This is a genomic window from Glycomyces halotolerans (genome assembly GCF_054779575.1).
On record NZ_BAAGXZ010000034.1, the window covers coordinates 1 to 15648 of the forward strand.

The 15648-nt window shown below is 72.5% G+C and carries 13 protein-coding genes and 2 pseudogenes; 3 read left to right on the top strand and 12 right to left on the bottom strand.

The genetic code is table 11. From position 1 onward, the window contains the following. Positions 1-98: 98 nt before the first annotated feature. The 9 genes and pseudogenes from ACYVL2_RS19200 to ACYVL2_RS19240 form a co-directional block, all read right to left on the bottom strand. Positions 99-749: a response regulator transcription factor gene (locus ACYVL2_RS19200; protein ID WP_460546364.1), complete on the bottom strand. Its 651-nt coding sequence runs from the start codon at positions 747-749 to the stop codon at positions 99-101. Between the two features lie 8 nt (positions 750-757). Beyond that, positions 758-2038, bottom strand: coding sequence for a sensor histidine kinase (locus tag ACYVL2_RS19205; RefSeq protein ID WP_460546366.1), 1281 nt, complete (start codon positions 2036-2038; stop codon positions 758-760). 91 nt (positions 2039-2129) lie between these two features. Continuing rightward, positions 2130-3059, bottom strand: a pseudogene (locus ACYVL2_RS19210) (glycosyltransferase family 9 protein); the annotation flags it as partial. After that, a complete protein-coding gene (locus ACYVL2_RS19215) occupies positions 3050-3730 on the bottom strand; it encodes an SDR family oxidoreductase (RefSeq protein ID WP_460546368.1) in 681 nt (226 codons plus the stop codon). The pseudogene ACYVL2_RS19210 and the gene ACYVL2_RS19215, both read right to left, overlap by 10 nt. Before the next feature lie 16 nt (positions 3731-3746). After that, on the bottom strand, positions 3747-5126 hold the full coding sequence (gene rfaE2, locus ACYVL2_RS19220; RefSeq protein WP_460546370.1) for a D-glycero-beta-D-manno-heptose 1-phosphate adenylyltransferase: 1380 nt from the start codon (positions 5124-5126) through the stop codon (positions 3747-3749). After that, entirely contained in the window at positions 5123-5701 is a 579-nt protein-coding gene (locus ACYVL2_RS19225) for a D-sedoheptulose-7-phosphate isomerase (RefSeq protein WP_460546372.1), read from the bottom strand. Before ACYVL2_RS19225 ends, rfaE2 begins: the two co-directional genes overlap by 4 nt. A 17-nt stretch (positions 5702-5718) precedes the next feature. After that, entirely contained in the window at positions 5719-6741 is a 1023-nt protein-coding gene (locus ACYVL2_RS19230) for a glycosyltransferase family 9 protein (RefSeq protein WP_460546374.1), read from the bottom strand. Beyond that, positions 6738-8216: an HAD-IIIA family hydrolase gene (locus ACYVL2_RS19235; protein WP_460546376.1), complete on the bottom strand. Its 1479-nt coding sequence runs from the start codon at positions 8214-8216 to the stop codon at positions 6738-6740. Before ACYVL2_RS19235 ends, ACYVL2_RS19230 begins: the two co-directional genes overlap by 4 nt. Further along, entirely contained in the window at positions 8213-9838 is a 1626-nt protein-coding gene (locus ACYVL2_RS19240; RefSeq protein WP_460546379.1) for a carbamoyltransferase family protein, read from the bottom strand. The genes ACYVL2_RS19235 and ACYVL2_RS19240 overlap by 4 nt, the downstream gene beginning before the upstream one ends. A 154-nt stretch (positions 9839-9992) precedes the next feature. On the opposite strand from ACYVL2_RS19240, the gene ACYVL2_RS19245 reads away from it, so the two are divergent. Beyond that, complete coding sequence (locus tag ACYVL2_RS19245) at positions 9993-10877, top strand: glycosyltransferase family 2 protein (protein ID WP_460546381.1); 885 nt, start codon at positions 9993-9995, stop codon at positions 10875-10877. Beyond that, positions 10874-11770, top strand: a complete 897-nt coding sequence (locus ACYVL2_RS19250) for a glycosyltransferase family 2 protein (protein ID WP_460546384.1) — start codon at positions 10874-10876, stop codon at positions 11768-11770. Before ACYVL2_RS19245 ends, ACYVL2_RS19250 begins: the two co-directional genes overlap by 4 nt. A 4-nt stretch (positions 11771-11774) precedes the next feature. Here the strand turns inward: ACYVL2_RS19250 and ACYVL2_RS19255 are convergent, their stop codons facing one another. The 3 genes from ACYVL2_RS19255 to ACYVL2_RS19265 form a co-directional block, all read right to left on the bottom strand. After that, positions 11775-12962, bottom strand: a complete 1188-nt coding sequence (locus tag ACYVL2_RS19255; protein ID WP_460546386.1) for a glycosyltransferase family protein — start codon at positions 12960-12962, stop codon at positions 11775-11777. Positions 12963-12985: 23 nt separating this feature from the next. Next, positions 12986-13960: a glycosyltransferase gene (locus ACYVL2_RS19260; protein ID WP_460546388.1), complete on the bottom strand. Its 975-nt coding sequence runs from the start codon at positions 13958-13960 to the stop codon at positions 12986-12988. Positions 13961-14114: 154 nt separating this feature from the next. Beyond that, positions 14115-14783, bottom strand: coding sequence for an O-methyltransferase (locus ACYVL2_RS19265; RefSeq protein WP_460546390.1), 669 nt, complete (start codon positions 14781-14783; stop codon positions 14115-14117). A gap of 389 nt (positions 14784-15172) precedes the next feature. Between ACYVL2_RS19265 and ACYVL2_RS19270 the strand changes: the two are divergent. Continuing rightward, positions 15173-15598: pseudogene (locus ACYVL2_RS19270) on the top strand (SsgA family sporulation/cell division regulator); the annotation flags it as partial. Between the last annotated feature and the right edge of the window lie 50 nt (positions 15599-15648).

A 15648-nucleotide genomic window follows, 5' to 3' on the forward strand; every position in this document is an offset into this window, starting at 1 on the left:
GAAATACCACGCCAGAACCAACGGCATCGACCGGCGAACTTACAAGGCCACCCTCGACATCGTCGTCTTCGCAGACCCTTAACCGAACGGCATTGGGTCTAGACCCCCTCGTTGTCCTCCAGGTAGGCCAGGACGGCGAGCACGCGCCGGTTGTCGTCGTCGGACTGGTTGAGGCCCAGCTTGCGGAAGACGTTGGCCGAGTGCTTGCCGACGGCCTTCTCGGTGACGAACAGCCGCGCGGCTATGGCGGCGTTGGTGCGACCCTCGGCCATGAGCGCCAGGACCTCCTTCTCCCGCGCGGTGAGCGCGTCGAGGCGGCTCTGCTGCTTGCCGAGGAGGCGGGCGACGACCTCGGGGTCCATGGCGGTGCCGCCGGCGGCCACGCGGCGCAGCGCCTCCACGAACTCGTCGATGTCGGAGACGCGATCCTTGAGCAGGTAGCCCACGCCGCCGCGGCGGTCGCCGAGGAGTTCGCGGGCGTAGAGCTGCTCGACGTACTGGGAAAGGACGAGGATCGGCAGCGCGGGGATGGTGCGGCGGGCCTCGATGGCGGCCCGGAGGCCCTCGTCGGTGAAGGTCGGCGGCAGCCGGATGTCGACGACGGCGACGTCGGGATGGTGTTTGAGCAGCGCGGCGGTGAGAGCCGGACCGTTGTCGACCGCTTCGACGACGGTGCAGTCGTGGGCCTCCAGCAGCCGGGTGAGGCCGTCACGCAGGAGCGAGTGGTCCTCGGCGAGTACGACGTCCATGGTCCTCCTCAGCGATGCTTCGCGGGTTGGGCCGGGGCGCTCACCGCGTGCGGGATCTTCATCGTCACCAGGGTCGGGCCGCCCACGGGGCTGACGACGCTGAGCGTGCCGTCGAAGGCCGCCAGGCGTCGCCGCACGCCGTCGAGTCCGCCGCCGGGGACGGTCTGCGCGCCGCCCTGGCCGTCGTCGCCGACCTCGATCACCAGCTCGCCCTCGACGTCGCCGACGATGATGCGGACCTTCGTCGCCTCGGCGTGCTTGGTGATGTTGGTGAGGACCTCGTTGGTGGCGAAGTAGGCCGCCGCCTCGACCGGTGCCGGCAGTTTCCCGGTGAGCTTGTCGACGACCGCGACCGGCAGCGGGTGGTCCAGGGACATCGCCTGGAGCGCGCCGGAGAAGCCGCGGTCGGCCAGGACCGGCGGGTGGATGCCGCGCGCGAGGTGGCGGACCTCGTTGAGCACCTCCGAGCAGGTCTGCCGGGCCTCGCCGACCAGTTGGGCGGCGTCGTCGGGCCGGTCGCGGCCGAGCATCTCCTCGGCCATGCCGAGGGTCATGCTCAGCGCGACGATGCGGGCCTGGGCCCCGTCGTGGAGGTCGCGCTCGATCCGCCGCAGCTCGGCCGCGGCGTGGTCGACGGTCTGGTCGCGCGAGACTCGCATCTCGCTGAGGCGGGCGCTGAGCAGCGCGTTGGCGGTCGGGCCGAGGAGCTTGGCGCCGAGGTGGCCGTACCAGCGCAGGAACAGCTCGCCCCAGCGCCACCACGCGGCCCCGAACGCCAGCGCGAACGGCACGAGCAGCAGCGTCTTCGCGGGAGTGTCGAACGCGTAGATCCGGAAGTCGTTCAGCACCGGGTTGGAGGAGCCGAACACGGTCGCCAGCAGCGGCGGCTGCACCAGGTAGAAGACGGCGACGGCGAACACGCCGAGGTAGACGAGGTGGACCAGGACGCCGAGGGTGGCGTCGATGGCGAGCCATGAGACGTCGCGCCAGGTGGCCGGTTCGCGGACGAGCGCCAGCGCCCGCTGGTCGAGCCTGGTCTTGGGCACCGGTTTGTAGGGCGCGGGGATCTCGGTGCCGAGCTGGTCGCCGATGACCGTCCGCTGGAGGTTGGCCCATCCGCGGATGGCGAGGATGACGGCGACCGTGATCGGTATGCCGACCCAGAAGACGACGAGGGCGCCCGTGATGAGGCCGCAGGCCAGCAGCACGGCGGCGGCGAGCGTGAGGCTCAGCCTGCGGATCGACCAGCCCAAGAGGGCCAACCGCCGCGTTATCGGATTGGTCGGCATCGACATTATGCGTCAAGACTACCTTTGCGTCACGGGTGTCGATTCTGGTGAGCGAGTTACGGTGCGTCGCTCCCGATAAGTATGAATAGCGCTCGAGCAGATCCCGCGCGGTGGCGAGCACCGGTTCGGGCTGGAGTTCGAGCAGGCCGGGGTCGGGTCGGCGTCCGTGCGGGTCGCCGGTGCGGCCGGCCCAGAGCGCGACGTGCCGCCGCTGACCGGCCGGTGGTCCCCACAGCGTCGGCGGCGTGGGCCCGAACAGGACCACCGAGGGGGTGTCGAACGCGGTGGCGAGGTGGCCGACGCCGGTGTCACCGCATATGACCAGGCGCGCCGAGGCGATGACGGTGGCGATCTCGGCCAGTCCGGTGCGGCCGGCCGAGACCCGCCACGGGGCGATGCCGCCGATTTCGGCGACGGCGCGGCCAAGGTCGGCCTCGTCGGGCCCGCCGGTGATGAGGATCTCGTGCCCTTCGGCTTGGAGGCGGCCGGCGACCCAGGCGAACCGCTCGACCGGCCAGCGCCGGGACGGGTAGGCCGCTCCGGGGTGGATCACGACGGCGCCGCAGTGCGGTGTGGGCCGCGGCGGCGGGAGCAGTCGCAGGTCGGTCGGGTCGGCGTCGATGCCGAATCCGGCCAGGAGGCGGCACCACCGGTCGATCTCGTGGAGCTCGGGCCGCCATCGGGGTCCGGGGACCGCGGGCACGTCGGGGTGGTGGTGGGCGATGAGCGCGGTCGGTCCGGTCACCAGGAGGTCGCGCAGGCTCTCGGGTCCGGAGCCGTGGAGGTTGACCGCGACGCCGGGCGGCTCGTCGTGCCATTTGAGCGCGCCGAGGCCCGGCGTCGGGTGCAGGTTGTCGACCGCTTCGACGAGGTCGACCAGTTCGCGCAGCCCTTCGGGGGCGGCGAGCACGATCCGGTTGTCCGGAAAGGCCTTCCGGAGCGCGCGCAGCGCCGGGACGGCGGTGAGCAGGTCACCGACGCCGAGCGCGCGCAGGACCAGGATCGTGTCGCTCACGGCCAGGAGGTCTCCTCCGAGTGGCAGACGACCAGCTCCCTGACCTCGCAGCCGGGAGGCTGGTCGAGGGCGAAGACGACGGTTCGGGCGACCGCGCGCGGGTCGTTGAGCTTCGCGGTCGGTCCGGGCTTGTACTGCTCGGGGCGTCCGTCGAAGAAGCCGGTGCGCATGCCTCCGGGCACGAGCAGGGTGACGCCGACCCTGCCCGCGGTCTCGGCGGCCAGGGCGCGGGTGAATCCGACGATGCCGAATTTGGAGGCGCAGTAGGCGGTGGCGTCGGATACGGCCTTGACGCCGAGCGTCGAGGAGCAGGTGACGACGGTGCCCTGGCTTTCGTACAGGTAGGGCAGGGCGGCTCGGACGGTGGCGGCGGTGCCCAGGAGGTTGACTTTGACGACCCGTTCCCAGTCCTCGCCGTCGACCTGGTCGAGTTTCCCGCAGGCGTCGGTGCCGGCGGCGGTGAAGACGCCGTCGAGGCCGCCGACCTCGTCGGCCAGTTCCCGAACGGCCAGTTCGGTGGCGGCGGTGTCGGACAGGTCGGCCTTGCGGTAGGGCGCCTTCTGGTCGGGGGCCTGCTTGTCGATGACGAGCGGGGTGCCTCCGGCGGCGCTGACCTCGGCGGCGGTGGCGGCGCCGAGTCCTCCGGCGCCACCGGTGATGAGAATGTTCCCTGCCATTGGCGTCTCCTTGCGTTCAGTTGCGGGCGTTCATGGTCGCGATGAGCTCGGTCGTGGAGTAGCCGTCGACGGTGGGGACGACGACGACTTCGCCGCCGTGGCGCATGACGGTGTGGGACTCGGGGATCGGCTGGTTGGCGTAGTCGCCTCCCTTGACCCAGACGTCGGGCCGCAGCCGTTCGAGGACCTGGGTCGGCGTGGTCTCCTCGAAGACGGTGACCGCGTCGACGGTGGCGAGCGCGGTCAGGAGCCTGGCGCGGTCCTCGGCGGCGAGGATGGGTCTGCCGGAGCCTTTGAGCCTGCGGATGGACTCGTCGGAGTTCAGGCACACGACCAGGGCGTCGCCCATGGCGCGGGCCCGGCGCAGGAGGCTGACGTGGCCCGGGTGGAGCAGGTCGAAGCAGCCGCCGGTGGCCACGAGCGTGCCGCCGGAGCGGCGGACGCGGGCGGCCAGTTCGAAGGCGTCGATGCCGGTCTCGGTCGCGGGCGTGGTCGGCGTGGACGGCGTCTGGCCGACGACGGCGCCCACGCCGCCGGCGGCGACGAAGCGCGAGGCGGCGTCGACGGCCCCGGACACCGCCCGGTGGACGTCGCGGTCGACCAGCAATGCGATCGCGGCGGCGACGCCGAACTGGTCGCCGGCGCCGCAGGTGTCGATCCAGCCGTCGGGCGCGGCCGGCAGGTCCGACGGCGGCGGGACGCGGACGGTCTGGGAGTCGCTGGCGAGCGTCGCGCCTTGGTCGCCTTGGGTGATGGCCACGGCGTGGCTGCCGAATTCGCCGCGCAGGTGCTCGGCGAGCTGCTGGATGCTGCCGGCCCCTGGGGCGAGCTTCTCGGCCTCCCCCTGGTTGGGCGTAACGAGCCTGGTCCCGCGCACTGGAAGCGGCCCTTTCGGGTGGGGGTCCCAGACGACGGGGATCGATGGGGCCAGTTCGGCCAGGAGCCGGCGGATCGGCTGCTGGGCGGCCATGCCGCGCCCGTAGTCGGCCACGAGGATCGCGTCGGCTCTGGCGAGGGTCATGGCGACCGCGTCGCTCATCTCGATCTCTGCGGCGCGGCCGTCGCCGTGGTCGATGCGGGTGACGAGCTGGCCGCCGGAGCGGATGCGGATCTTGCGGACGGTGGAGCCGCGCAGCGGCGCGCCGACGACGTCGACGTGCGGTTCGAGCATCTCGCGGAGCCGGCCGCCGGCGTGGTCGTCGGCCAGGGCGGTGACGAGGCTGACTCGCGGTGCGTCGCGGGCGGCCAGCAGCGCCGCCAGGCCCGCGCCGCCGGGTCTGCGGAGCTCCTCGCTGGCGTCCACGACCGGGACGGGGGCCTCCGGGCACAGGCGTTCGGAGCTGCCGTGGAGGTCGATGTCCAGGAACGTGTCGCCGAGGATCACGAGTCGCTTCACGGGGCGACTCCCAATGCGTCGTCGAAGGCGCCGCACAGGGCGTGGATGATCGTCAGGTGCGCCTCCTGGACGGTGGCGGTGGTCTCGGCTTCGACGGCGATGGCGTCGTCGGCGAGCGTCGCCAGCTGGTTGGGCGCCGGGCCGGTCAGGCCCCAGACGGTGAGGCCATCCTGGAGCGCCGCTTTGGCGGCGGTGATGACGTTGTGGCTGGTGCCGCTGGTCGAGAGGGCGATGAGGACGTCTCCGGGTCGGCCGTGCGCCCGCACCTGCCGGGCGAAGTACTCGTGTTCGCCGTAGTCGTTGAGGATGGCGGTTGCCGCCGAGGTGTCGGCGTGCAGCGCGATCGCGGAGTACGCGGGCCGGTCGGAGCGGAACCGTCCGACCAGTTCGCCGCTCAAGTGCTGCGCTTCGGCGGCGGATCCGCCGTTGCCGCACGTCAGCAGCCTGCCTCCGGAGGAAAGGACCTGCGCCAAGTGCTCGCCCCAACGGTGCACGCGGGGCGCTTGGTCCAGAAGCCGGTGGACTGCGGCGCCGAGGTCGCGCCAGTGGCGTTCGGCGATGCGCGTGTCGGTCATGGCGGGCCTTCCTTCTCTCATGCATCGATTGCGGTTGACATCAAGGACTCGGCGGCGGCGAGGACGGCCGAGGGGGACACCGATTCCAGGCAGGGATGCAGCGGGACCGGGCAGTGCCGGGCGCGGGTGTCGCGGCACGGCGCCTGCTGGTCGCCGAGGAGGACGTGCGGGACCCGGTAGGGCTGCCATTTGACCGCGGGCACTACGGGGGCGAACAGGCTCACCACCGGCGTGCCGACGGCGGCGGCGAGGTGGGCTGCGCCGGTGTTGGGGGCGACGACGGCCTCGGCCCGGTCGATGACGGCGGCGAGCTGGTCGAGGCTCGTCCGCCCGCCGAGGTCGACGGCGCGGTCGCCGGCGACGCGGGCGGTCAGTTCCCGCTCCGGGGCCGAGCCGGTGACGACCACGGCGTGGCCGGCCGCGGCGAGGGCGTCGACGGCGGCGGCGAGGCGAGCCGAGGACATGCGGCGCGCCGGCGCCGATGCGCCTGGGTGGACCACGAGGTAGCGCTCGGGCAGGCCGAGGTGGTCGAGATCCGGCAGCGGGCGGGCGACGGCGAGTCGGCCGTCGTCGCCGGGCGACAGCTCGTATCCGGCGGCGCGGGCGAGGCTGAGCGCGCGCTCGGCTTCGGGCAGGTCTTCGGGGACACGGTGGCGCAGGTCGAGCAGGGAGCCGGGGTAGTCGACGCTGATCGCGCCGATCCAGGGCACGCCGGCCATGCGCAGCACCGTCGCCGTCGGCAGCGGCGACTGGTGGAACGAGGTGAGGACCAGCGCCGCGTCGAAGCGGCGTTCGGCCAGTTCGGAGCGCGCCGCTTCGATGCCGGCGGCGGTCACCGGAGGCGGGTCGGGGTCGATCCACGGCGCGCACCAGGTGATGGTGTCGTCGACGCCGGGCAGGAGCGAGGCCGCGGCGGCCCCGCGCGGTCCGGCCAGGACGGTGACCTCGTCGGCCGCGGCCGCGACGGCTCGGATGCAGGGGCCCGCCAGCAGGACGTCGCCGACGTTGTCCTGGCGGGCTATGAGGACGCGGCCGCTCACGGCACGTCTCCCAGGGCGATGTTCACCGCTTCGCACAAATCGCGCGCGACGGTGGCGCGGCGGCGGGCCATGGCGATCTCGTCGGGCAGGGTTCGCTTGGTCGGCACCAGGATCGCCTTGGCCCCGGCGTTGAGGGCGGCGGCCACGTCGGCGCCGGTGTCGCCGATCATCACGCAGTGGCGCGGCCGGGCGCCCAGTTCGGCGGCGGCCTTGCGGACCATCTCGGGCGAGGGTTTGCGGCACGGGCACCGGTCCTCGGGCCGGTGCGGGCAGACCTGCCAGGTGCCGAAGGGGCCGAGCAGGGCTTCGACGCGGGCGTTGACCGCGTCGAGCTGCTCGCCGCTGATGAGGCCCTTGCCGACGCCGGACTGGTTGGTGACGACGCCGACCGGGACCTGCGAGGCCCGCAGGCGGCTGAGGGCGAGTTCGGCGCCCGGCATGGGCCTGACCTTGTCGGGGTCGGTCTGATAGGGGACGTCGACGACGAGGGTGTCGTCGCGGTCGAACAGGATCGCGCCGGGCCGCAGGGTCGGGCGGTGGCGGACGAGACCGATGAGGCTCCATCCGACCGCCGCCGGCGGGATGAGCGCGCTCGAGAGGGCCATGTCGGCGATCTCGCGGGCCGTGCGCGGCCCGGGCGTGATGCGTTCGACGGCGAATTGCGCGGTTCGGGCCGCCCAGGCCCCGGCGGCGAGTGCGGCCCAGCGGCGTCCGCGTCGCGCTCCGGCGATCGCCGCGGCGCCGAGGGCGCAGGTGAGCAGGTAGGAGCCGAACTTCGCCGGCCCCTCGTCGCTGCGCTGCCGCCAGGTGTAGCCGTGTTTGGCGCGCATGAGCGCGTTGTCGGCGTTGCCGGCCTGGTCGCGGACGCTGGAGAGGAAGTGGCGGCCGCGCGCCGGGTGCTGGGTGACGCGCTTGCCGTAGGCGATGCGCCAGCCGGCGTCGACCACGCGCAGCGCGAGGTCGGCGTCTTCGCGGAAGGCGCGGGTGAACCGCTCGTCGAAGCCGCTGACGGCTTGGAGCACTTCGCGGCGGTAGGCCATGTCGGCGGTGATCCATTTGGCGCCGGCCAGGTTCGCGGTCTGGCGTTCGGCGTCGGTGGGCTCGCGGTCGGCCGGCAGCGGCACTTCGATGCGGGCCTGGGAGGCCGCCTCGTCGCCGCCGAGCCCGTCGAGGTCGGAAGCCAGGTCTTCGAGCCAGTCGCCGGTCGGGATGACATCGTCGTCGAGGAAGACGACCCACTCGGTGTCGGCGGCGCGCCAGCCGAGATTGCGCGCGGCGGCCGGGCCGCGGCCGTAGGAGCGCAGCGAGCCGGTCGCGAACGGCAGTTCGGGCAGTTGGAGATGCTCGGGCCGGGGCCGGTCGTCGACGAGGACCAGCCGCTTCGGCTTCGGCCCCTCGGAGGCGGCGAGCGCGCGGAGCAGCGTGTCCAGGCTCGACCTGGCCAGCGTGGGGACGACGATGGTGAACGAGGTCATCGGCGCCTCACGGTGAACGGGCCGATCGCGAGCAGGTCGATCGGCGCCGAGCCGAAGCATTCCAGCGCGTCGCGGGGGGCGTCGACCATCGGCCGGCCGGCGGTGTTGAAGCTGGTGTTGACCACGGCGGGCAGTCCGGTGCGTCGTTCGAAGTCCTCGAGCATCGCTGCCAGGAGCGGCTGGCGGGCGCGGTCGACGGTCTGGATGCGAGCGGTCCCGTCGACGTGAGTGATCGCCGGCAGCCGGTCGTGCCAGACCGGGTCGACGTCGTGGACGAACAGCATGTACGGCGAGGGCAGCGGTCCGCGCGCGAACACGTCGGCGGCCCGGTCGGCGAGGACCATCGGCGCGATGGGCCGGAAGCGCTCGCGGCCCTTGACGGCGTTGAGGCGGTCGAGGTTGCCGTCGTGGCCGGGGTGGGCCAGCAGCGAGCGGTGCCCGAGCGCGCGGGGGCCGAATTCGGAGCGGCCTTGGAACCAGCCGACGATGCCGTTCTCGGCCAGGGCTCCGGCGACTTCGGCGGCGATGTCGTCGGACCGGTAGTAGCGCAGGCCGGCGCGGCGCAGTTCCGCCTCGATCTCCTCGTCGCTCCAGCCGCTGCCGAGGGCGGCGTCGCGCATCGGCTTCACGTCGTCGCCGAGGTCGGCGGCGACCTGGACGGCCGCGCCGAGCGCGGTGCCGGCGTCGCCGGCGGCGGGTTGGACCCAGATGCGCTCGAACGGGCCTTCGGCGTGGAGGCGGGTGTTGGCGACGCAGTTGAGGGCCACTCCCCCGGCGAAGGCCAGGTCCTTCTGCCCGGTGCTGCGGTGGGTCCAGTCGGCGAGGTCGAGCAGGACCTCCTCGACGCGCCGTTGGACGGTGGCGGCCAGGTCGGCGTGGGCCTCGGTCGGCTCCTGGTCGGGGCGACGGCGCGGAGCGAAGCGTTCCCAGTCGATCGGCTCGGTGCGGAATCCGCCCTCGCCGGTGGCGTAGACGGCCTCGGAAAGCTCCGGCAGGAACCGGGGCTCGCCGTATGAGGCCAGCGCCATGACCTTGTACTCGTCGCTGGAGCGCTTGAATCCGAGGTGTGCGGTGGCGTCCTCGTAGAGCAGTCCGAGCGAGTGCGGCAGCTCTTGGGAGGCCAGTTCGACCAGTTTCCCGTCGACGTATTGGCCGGCCAGGTGCGAGGCGCATTCGCCGCGGCCGTCGGCGACGATCACGGCGCAGTCGTCGAAGGGGCCGGCCAGCGCGGCCGAGGCGGCGTGCGCGACGTGGTGCCGGACGAATTGCACTGTGGAGGGATCGAGTCCGGGGAGGGCGGTGCGCAGGAAGTACGGGGCGCGTTTGGCGTAGGTGGTGCGCAGTTTCTCCCAGTGCGGGTCGAGTCCGCCGCCGTCGTGGTCGACCGACTCGGGGTCGTAGGAGTAGGCGACGGCGTCGAGCTCGGAGGGGTCGACTCCGGCTTCGGCGAGGCACCAGGCCATGGCGAGTTCGGGAAGCTCCCATGCGGAGAACGGCACCGGTCGTTTGCCGTGCTTTCGGCGGCTGAACCGCTCTTCCTCGGCGGCTGCGACGATCTCGCCGTCGATGACGAGCGCGGCCGACGAGTCGTGGAAAATCGCGTTGACCCCCAGTACTTTCACGGCGTTCCCCCTTGTTCGCGCTTCATCCGTATTTGTACGGAACTCAGCACGCCATAGCTACCCTCTGTCTCGACTCGTAAACATGCTCCTGTTGAGAAGCGGTGTAACGGCGGACTCAGGTGTGAGCAGGTCGCCGAGGGGTACTCACGCCGCCATGTTCGATGAGCGCACCAGTGTCGTCGTCGCGACGAGAAACCGTGCACCTGAGCTGAAACGCACCATTGTGGAGCTGCTGGCGCTCGATCCGACGCCGCCGGTGATCGTGGTCGACAACGCCTCTACCGACTCGACCGGGCCCGATATGCGCGCCTTGGCCGCCGGTTGCCCGCATGTGGAGTACGTGCGGCTGCCGCGCAACCGGGGGGCCGCCGCCAGGAACGTCGGCGTGCGCGCCGCGAGGACCGAGTACGTGGCCTTCAGCGACGACGACTCGTGGTGGGAGCGGGGCGCGCTGACGCGCGCGGCCGACCTGCTGGACCGGTATCCGCGGGCGGGGCTGCTGACCGCGCGCACACTGGTCGGCTCCGAGGCCCGGCCCGACCCGCTGAACGAGGCGCTGGCGGCCAGTCCGCTGCCGCACCGCGGCCCGCTGCCGGGCCCGGCCGTGCTCGGGTTCCTCGCCTGCGCCGCGGTGGTCCGCCGCTCGGCGTTCGAGGAGGCCGGCGGCTTCAGCGACGTGCTCCGGTTCGCCGGCGAGGAGGAACTGCTCGCGCTCGACATGGCCGCGCGCGACTGGTCGCTGTGCTACACCGAGGAGGTGGTCGCCCGGCACCTGCCGTCGACGCAGCGGCCGCCGTCGGCGTGGCGGCGGGCCCGCGAGATGCGCAACCGGGCCCTGATCGCCTGGATGCGCCGGCCGCTGCCGGTGTGCGTGGAGCGGACCAGGCCGCTGGCCGAGGCCGCGCTGCGGGATCGGCACGCGGCGCAGGCGCTGGCGGGGCTGGTCGCGCGGCTGCCGCGGGCGCTGCTCGCCAGGCGGCGGCTCCCCGACCGGGTCGAGGCGGACCTGGCGCTGCTGGAAGCGGAGACGGTGCGATGAGCGGCGACCGGGTCACCGTCGCGATCATCACCCGCGACCGTCAGGCCGAGCTCGAGCGGACGCTGACGCACATGACCGCCCTGCCCGAGGACGTGCCGATCATCGTGGTCGACAACGCCTCCTCCGACGAGACGGCCTCGATGGTGGCCTGCAAGTTCCCGCAGGTGGATCTGGTGCGCGCCGAGCGGAACCTCGGCGCGATCGGCCGCAACGTCGCGGTCGGGCTGGCGCGCACCCCGTACGTGGCCTTCTGCGACGACGACACCTCGTGGCAGCCGGGCTCCCTGAGCCGCGCCGCCGACGTTCTCGATGAGCACCCGTCGGTCGCCACCGTCACGGGCCGGTGCCTGGTCGAGCCGGATCTGGCCGAGGACCCGCTCACGCCCGAGCTGCGCCACTCCCCCGTGGCCGGACCCGACTGGCTGCCCGGACGTCCGCTGCTCGGCGTCCTGGCCGGCCTCACGATGATCCGAGTGCAGGCGTTCAAGCAGGTCGGCGGCTTCAACCACCGCATCTGGTTCAGCGGCGAGGAGGAGCTGCTGGCGCTCGACCTGGCCGCCGCCGGCTGGTGGATGTGCTGGGTCGAGGACGTCGTGATCCACCACCGGCCCTCGCGTGAGCGCGACAGCGGGCAGCGGCGGCGCCTCGGCATCAGGAACACGCTCTGGACGCAGTGGCTGCGGCGACCGGCGCGCAGCGCGATGCGGCGCAGCATGGAGGTCCTCCGTTCGGCCCCGGCCGACGCGACCACCCTCGCGGCGCTCATAGAGGCCGCACGCGGCGCTCCCTGGGTGGCCCGCAACCGCGCCGTGGTCCCGCCGAGCGTGGAGACCCAGCTGGTGCTCCTGGAAGGACCGCAGCGCAGCTCCAAGGCCCGCCGCTACATCGGCTGAGGGCCTACGGCGCGTCGACGGCCAGCTCGTAGGTCTTCCAGGTCTCGGCGGCGATCGCGTCCCACGAGTACCTCGCGCAGGCGCGCAGGCGTCCGGCCTGGCCGATCACGCGGCGCATCTCCGAGTCCTCCAGGTAGGGGCGGATCGCGTCGGCGAGCGCCTCCGGCGTCGGATCGGCGACGAGAGTGCCGGTGGCCCCGTCCTCGACGGTGTCGCGAAGGCCGCCGACCGCGCTGGCGACGACCGGCACGCCGCAGGCCATCGCCTCGAGCGGGACGATGCCGAACGGCTCGTACCAGGGCGTGCAGACGACGACGTCGGCGGACCTGAACTGGGCGGGCATCGCCTCGTGCGGCATCTGCCCGGGCGTGCGGACCCGGCCCGAGACGCCGACCTCCTCGGCGAGCTCGCGCAGTCTGCGGGCCTCGGGGTCGTGCGTCACCGAACCTTCGGCCGGCCCGCCGGCGATGACGAGTTCGGCGTGCGGCAGCGACGCCAGCGCCCGGATGACGAGGTCGAAGCCTTTGCGCGGCACCAGCCTGCCGGCGGTGAGGATCTGGAAGCGGCTTCCCTGCTCGGCGGACGCGCCGATCGGGTTGAAATGGTCGAGGTCGACGCCGCACGGGATGACGGCGACCTTGTCGGGAGCGACGCCCAATTCGGTGAGCTCGTCGACCTCCTCGTTGCTGGTCGCGATGACCCCGGCGCACCGCTCGCCGATGGCCCGCTCGATGTCGATGCGCTCGGGCGGGCTGGTGTCCGCGTCGCCTTGGTGGCGCTTCTTGACCGTGCCGAGGGCGTGGTAGGTCAGCACCGTCGGCAGGCCGATCGTCTCGGCGGCCCGCAGCGAGGCGAGACCGGACATCCAGAAGTGGGCGTGGACGATGTCGGGCGGGTCGGCGGCCCATTCCCGCTCCAGTTCCTCGGCGAAGGCGCCCATGTGCGGCAGCAGCTCGTCCTTCGGGAGCCGCTCGGGCGGGCCCGCGGCGACGTGGACGACCTCGTAGCCGTCGGGCGCCTCGATCCGTTCGGCGAGCCCGGGGTCGTCGCGCCGGGTGTAGACGGTGACCAGGTGTCCGTGCCTCGTCAGCGCGGCGGCGAGCTGCGCTACGTGGACGTTCTGGCCCCCGGCGTCCTCTCCGCCCATGCCCGCGAGCGGACTCGCGTGCTCGGATACCATCGCGATCTTCATTGTCTCCTCCTCGGTTGCGCGGTTCAGCCGGCGACTCGCGACAGCAGCGAGTCCCACCGCCGCAGGAATTCGTCGAGCCCGAAATTGGTGAGCGCGTACTCGCGCGCGGCCCGGCCTGCGGCGACGGCGAGGTCGCGGTCCTCCATGAGTTCGCCGACGCGGGAGGCCAGCGCGTCCGGATCGCACGAGACGGCGCCGATCTCCGGCGGGAAGGCGGCGGCCGCGGTGGCGGCCACGACGGCGACCGGCATGGCCAGGTGCATCGCCTCGAGCAGCGACAGGCCCAGCGACGTCCAGCGGGCGGGGTGCAGGTAGACGCGGCGGCGGGCCATCTCGTCGTGGAGCGAGTCGAGGTCCAGGTCGTCGCCTCCGACGACTTCGTGCCGGTCGCCGGTCGCCTCGGTCTTCAGTTCGGTGGCGTTGATGCCGAACACGTCGACCGGAGCGGCGGCGGCGAGCGGGTGCAGCAGGTCGGCGCCCGCGACGCGGCCGCGGCGGACCGGCTCGTTGATGACCGCCACGGACCGGCGCAGGTCGCCGCGGTACCGCGGCCCGGGGTCGACGATGCCGTGGCCGATGACGGTCGTGGGCGCGTCGCCGCAGTCCCACATGAGCCGGTTGAACTCGGTGACGTGGACGATCGTGATGTCGCGCCGGTCGGCGAGGACGTGGCGGCTGGTCGCGGCGGTCTCGCCCGGCGTGTTGTGCTGGACGTAGACGGCCGGGACGTCGATGCCCGGGCGGCGGCCGAGCCAGCGTTCGGCGAGCTCGATCTCCTCGGGCCGCTGGAGCACGACCACGTCGACGTCGGTGTCGGCGAGCCGGTCGGCGGCCACTTCGACGGCGCCGGCGGGCCAGGGCCTCCCGGCCCGGCCCAGGCCCCACGGTCCCCGCTCGGGAAGGGTGGGCAGCAGGTATTCGTGCCGTCCCCTGACGAACGAGTGGTGCCAGGAGCCGTGCACGTGCCAGCTGAGCACCCGGAGCGGTCGCGCGGTCACGGCGCACCGCCCGCTGTGAATATCACAGTGGACTTCGGTTCGCGGTCGTGGCCGGCGGGACGCCGGCGCGGACTGGAGCCTCGCATGCCGGTCACTTACCCAGAAGTGACCGGCGCCAATCTTCTACCAGGACAGAGGGCCGGTGCGCCGCTCCTCAGTCGACGACCCGGGCGACCGAGAGGCCGTCGTAGCCCTTGACGCCGACGGTCTGCATGACCGTGCCCTCCAGCTTCGGGTTCGCGGCCACCGCCTCGAGGTAGGCGCGCACGCCCTGGACGTTGGAGTCGCGGCTGAGCGCGTCGGCCACCGCGCCGCCGCGCACGACGTTGTCGGCGAGGATGAGGCTGCCGGGGCGGGTCAGGCGCAGCGCCCAGTCGAGATAGGCGGGGTAGCCGGCCTTGTCGGCGTCGATGAACACCATGTCGAACGGCTCGGGGTCGGCCGCGGCCAGCTCGGCGAGGCTGTCGGCGGCGAGGCCGACGCGGATCTCCACGGTGCCGACCAGGCCGGCGCGGGCGATGTTGCCGCTGGCGACCTCGGCGTGCCTGGCGCTGGCCTCGAGGCTGATCAGGTGCCCGCCCTCGGGCAGGGCGCGGGCCATCCAGATGGCGCTGTAGCCGCCGAGGGTGCCGACCTCCAGCACGCGTTTCGCGCCGAGGGTCTTGGCCAGGAGGTACAGGAGTTTCCCTTGAGCGGCCGAGATCTGGATCGGCGGGAGGCCGGCGCGTTCGCTGGCGGCGTTGGCCTCGGCGAGCGCCTGGTCTTCGCCGACGAGGAGCCGGCCGAGGAACTCATCGACTTCGGTCCATTGCGATTGACCCATGGGGGCGCCCCTTCTGAGGAGGTCCGGAACTTCTGCGAAACGCTATCATTCGCCGCCGACGGCGTTCCCGGCCAAGGAACCGCCGCCTGCGGCGCGATCGGTCCGTCGCCGGTGACGGGGGCGGGATCGGGATAGTACCCCGAACGCGTGAACGACGGTGTTGTAATTACCGCATTGCCGCGGAATCGAGGGTGGACTTTGTCGGTATTTGCGCCCGAATCACCGGAACCCGCCGCCATCGGTCTTGCCGATCGTCGTACGGCGCAACGGCTTGAATGATAGACCTGAATCACGACATGTTCGCCGCGAGCCCGGGGCACCCGGGCGGTGGGGACTTGGACAGACGATCGGCTTCGGGGGGAGTCGATCGCGCACTGGGGGGTACCGCTATGAGCATGGCACGATCGGCGACCGTCGACATCGGCACCACCATGCGACTCGTCGCGCCCGATTTCGCGACGGTGAGCGTCCGCGCGAGCCTGCGCTACGACCCGGAGGATCCGTACGCGGTCTGCGTCATGTTCCACCCGGACGGCGGGGACACCGACCAGGTGGCGTGGTCGTTCTCGCGGGAGCTGCTGGCCAAGGGCCTGGAGGAGCCCACCGGGATCGGGGACGTGCGGGTATGGCCGTGGACGACGCCTCGGGGGGAGTCGATCGCGCTGGCGCTGTCCTCACCGGACGGCAACGCCCTGTTCGAGGTGAACCGGGCGGTCGTGCAGCGGTTCCTGCGCAGGGCCTACAGCCTGGTCCAGCGGGGTCGCGAGTCGGGATATGTCGACCTGGACACGGCGCTGACGAAGCTCCTGACAGGTGGCGTCTTAACCAGCCGAGTGAAAGGCGGGCCGGCGGTGCCGGCCCGCCT

What these genes read in the sequence shown, in the direction of transcription:
- ACYVL2_RS19200 (WP_460546364.1), bottom strand. Translation starts at nt 749, where the DNA reads ATGGACGTCGTACTCGCCGAGGACCACTCGCTCCTGCGTGACGGCCTC.
- ACYVL2_RS19205 (WP_460546366.1), bottom strand. Translation starts at nt 2,038, where the DNA reads ATGCCGACCAATCCGATAACGCGGCGGTTGGCCCTCTTGGGCTGGTCG.
- ACYVL2_RS19215 (WP_460546368.1), bottom strand. Translation starts at nt 3,730, where the DNA reads ATGGCAGGGAACATTCTCATCACCGGTGGCGCCGGAGGACTCGGCGCC.
- ACYVL2_RS19225 (WP_460546372.1), bottom strand. Translation starts at nt 5,701, where the DNA reads ATGACCGACACGCGCATCGCCGAACGCCACTGGCGCGACCTCGGCGCC.
- ACYVL2_RS19235 (WP_460546376.1), bottom strand. Translation starts at nt 8,216, where the DNA reads ATGACCTCGTTCACCATCGTCGTCCCCACGCTGGCCAGGTCGAGCCTG.
- ACYVL2_RS19245 (WP_460546381.1), top strand. Translation starts at nt 9,993, where the DNA reads ATGTTCGATGAGCGCACCAGTGTCGTCGTCGCGACGAGAAACCGTGCA.
- ACYVL2_RS19250 (WP_460546384.1), top strand. Translation starts at nt 10,874, where the DNA reads ATGAGCGGCGACCGGGTCACCGTCGCGATCATCACCCGCGACCGTCAG.
- ACYVL2_RS19255 (WP_460546386.1), bottom strand. Translation starts at nt 12,962, where the DNA reads ATGAAGATCGCGATGGTATCCGAGCACGCGAGTCCGCTCGCGGGCATG.
- ACYVL2_RS19265 (WP_460546390.1), bottom strand. Translation starts at nt 14,783, where the DNA reads ATGGGTCAATCGCAATGGACCGAAGTCGATGAGTTCCTCGGCCGGCTC.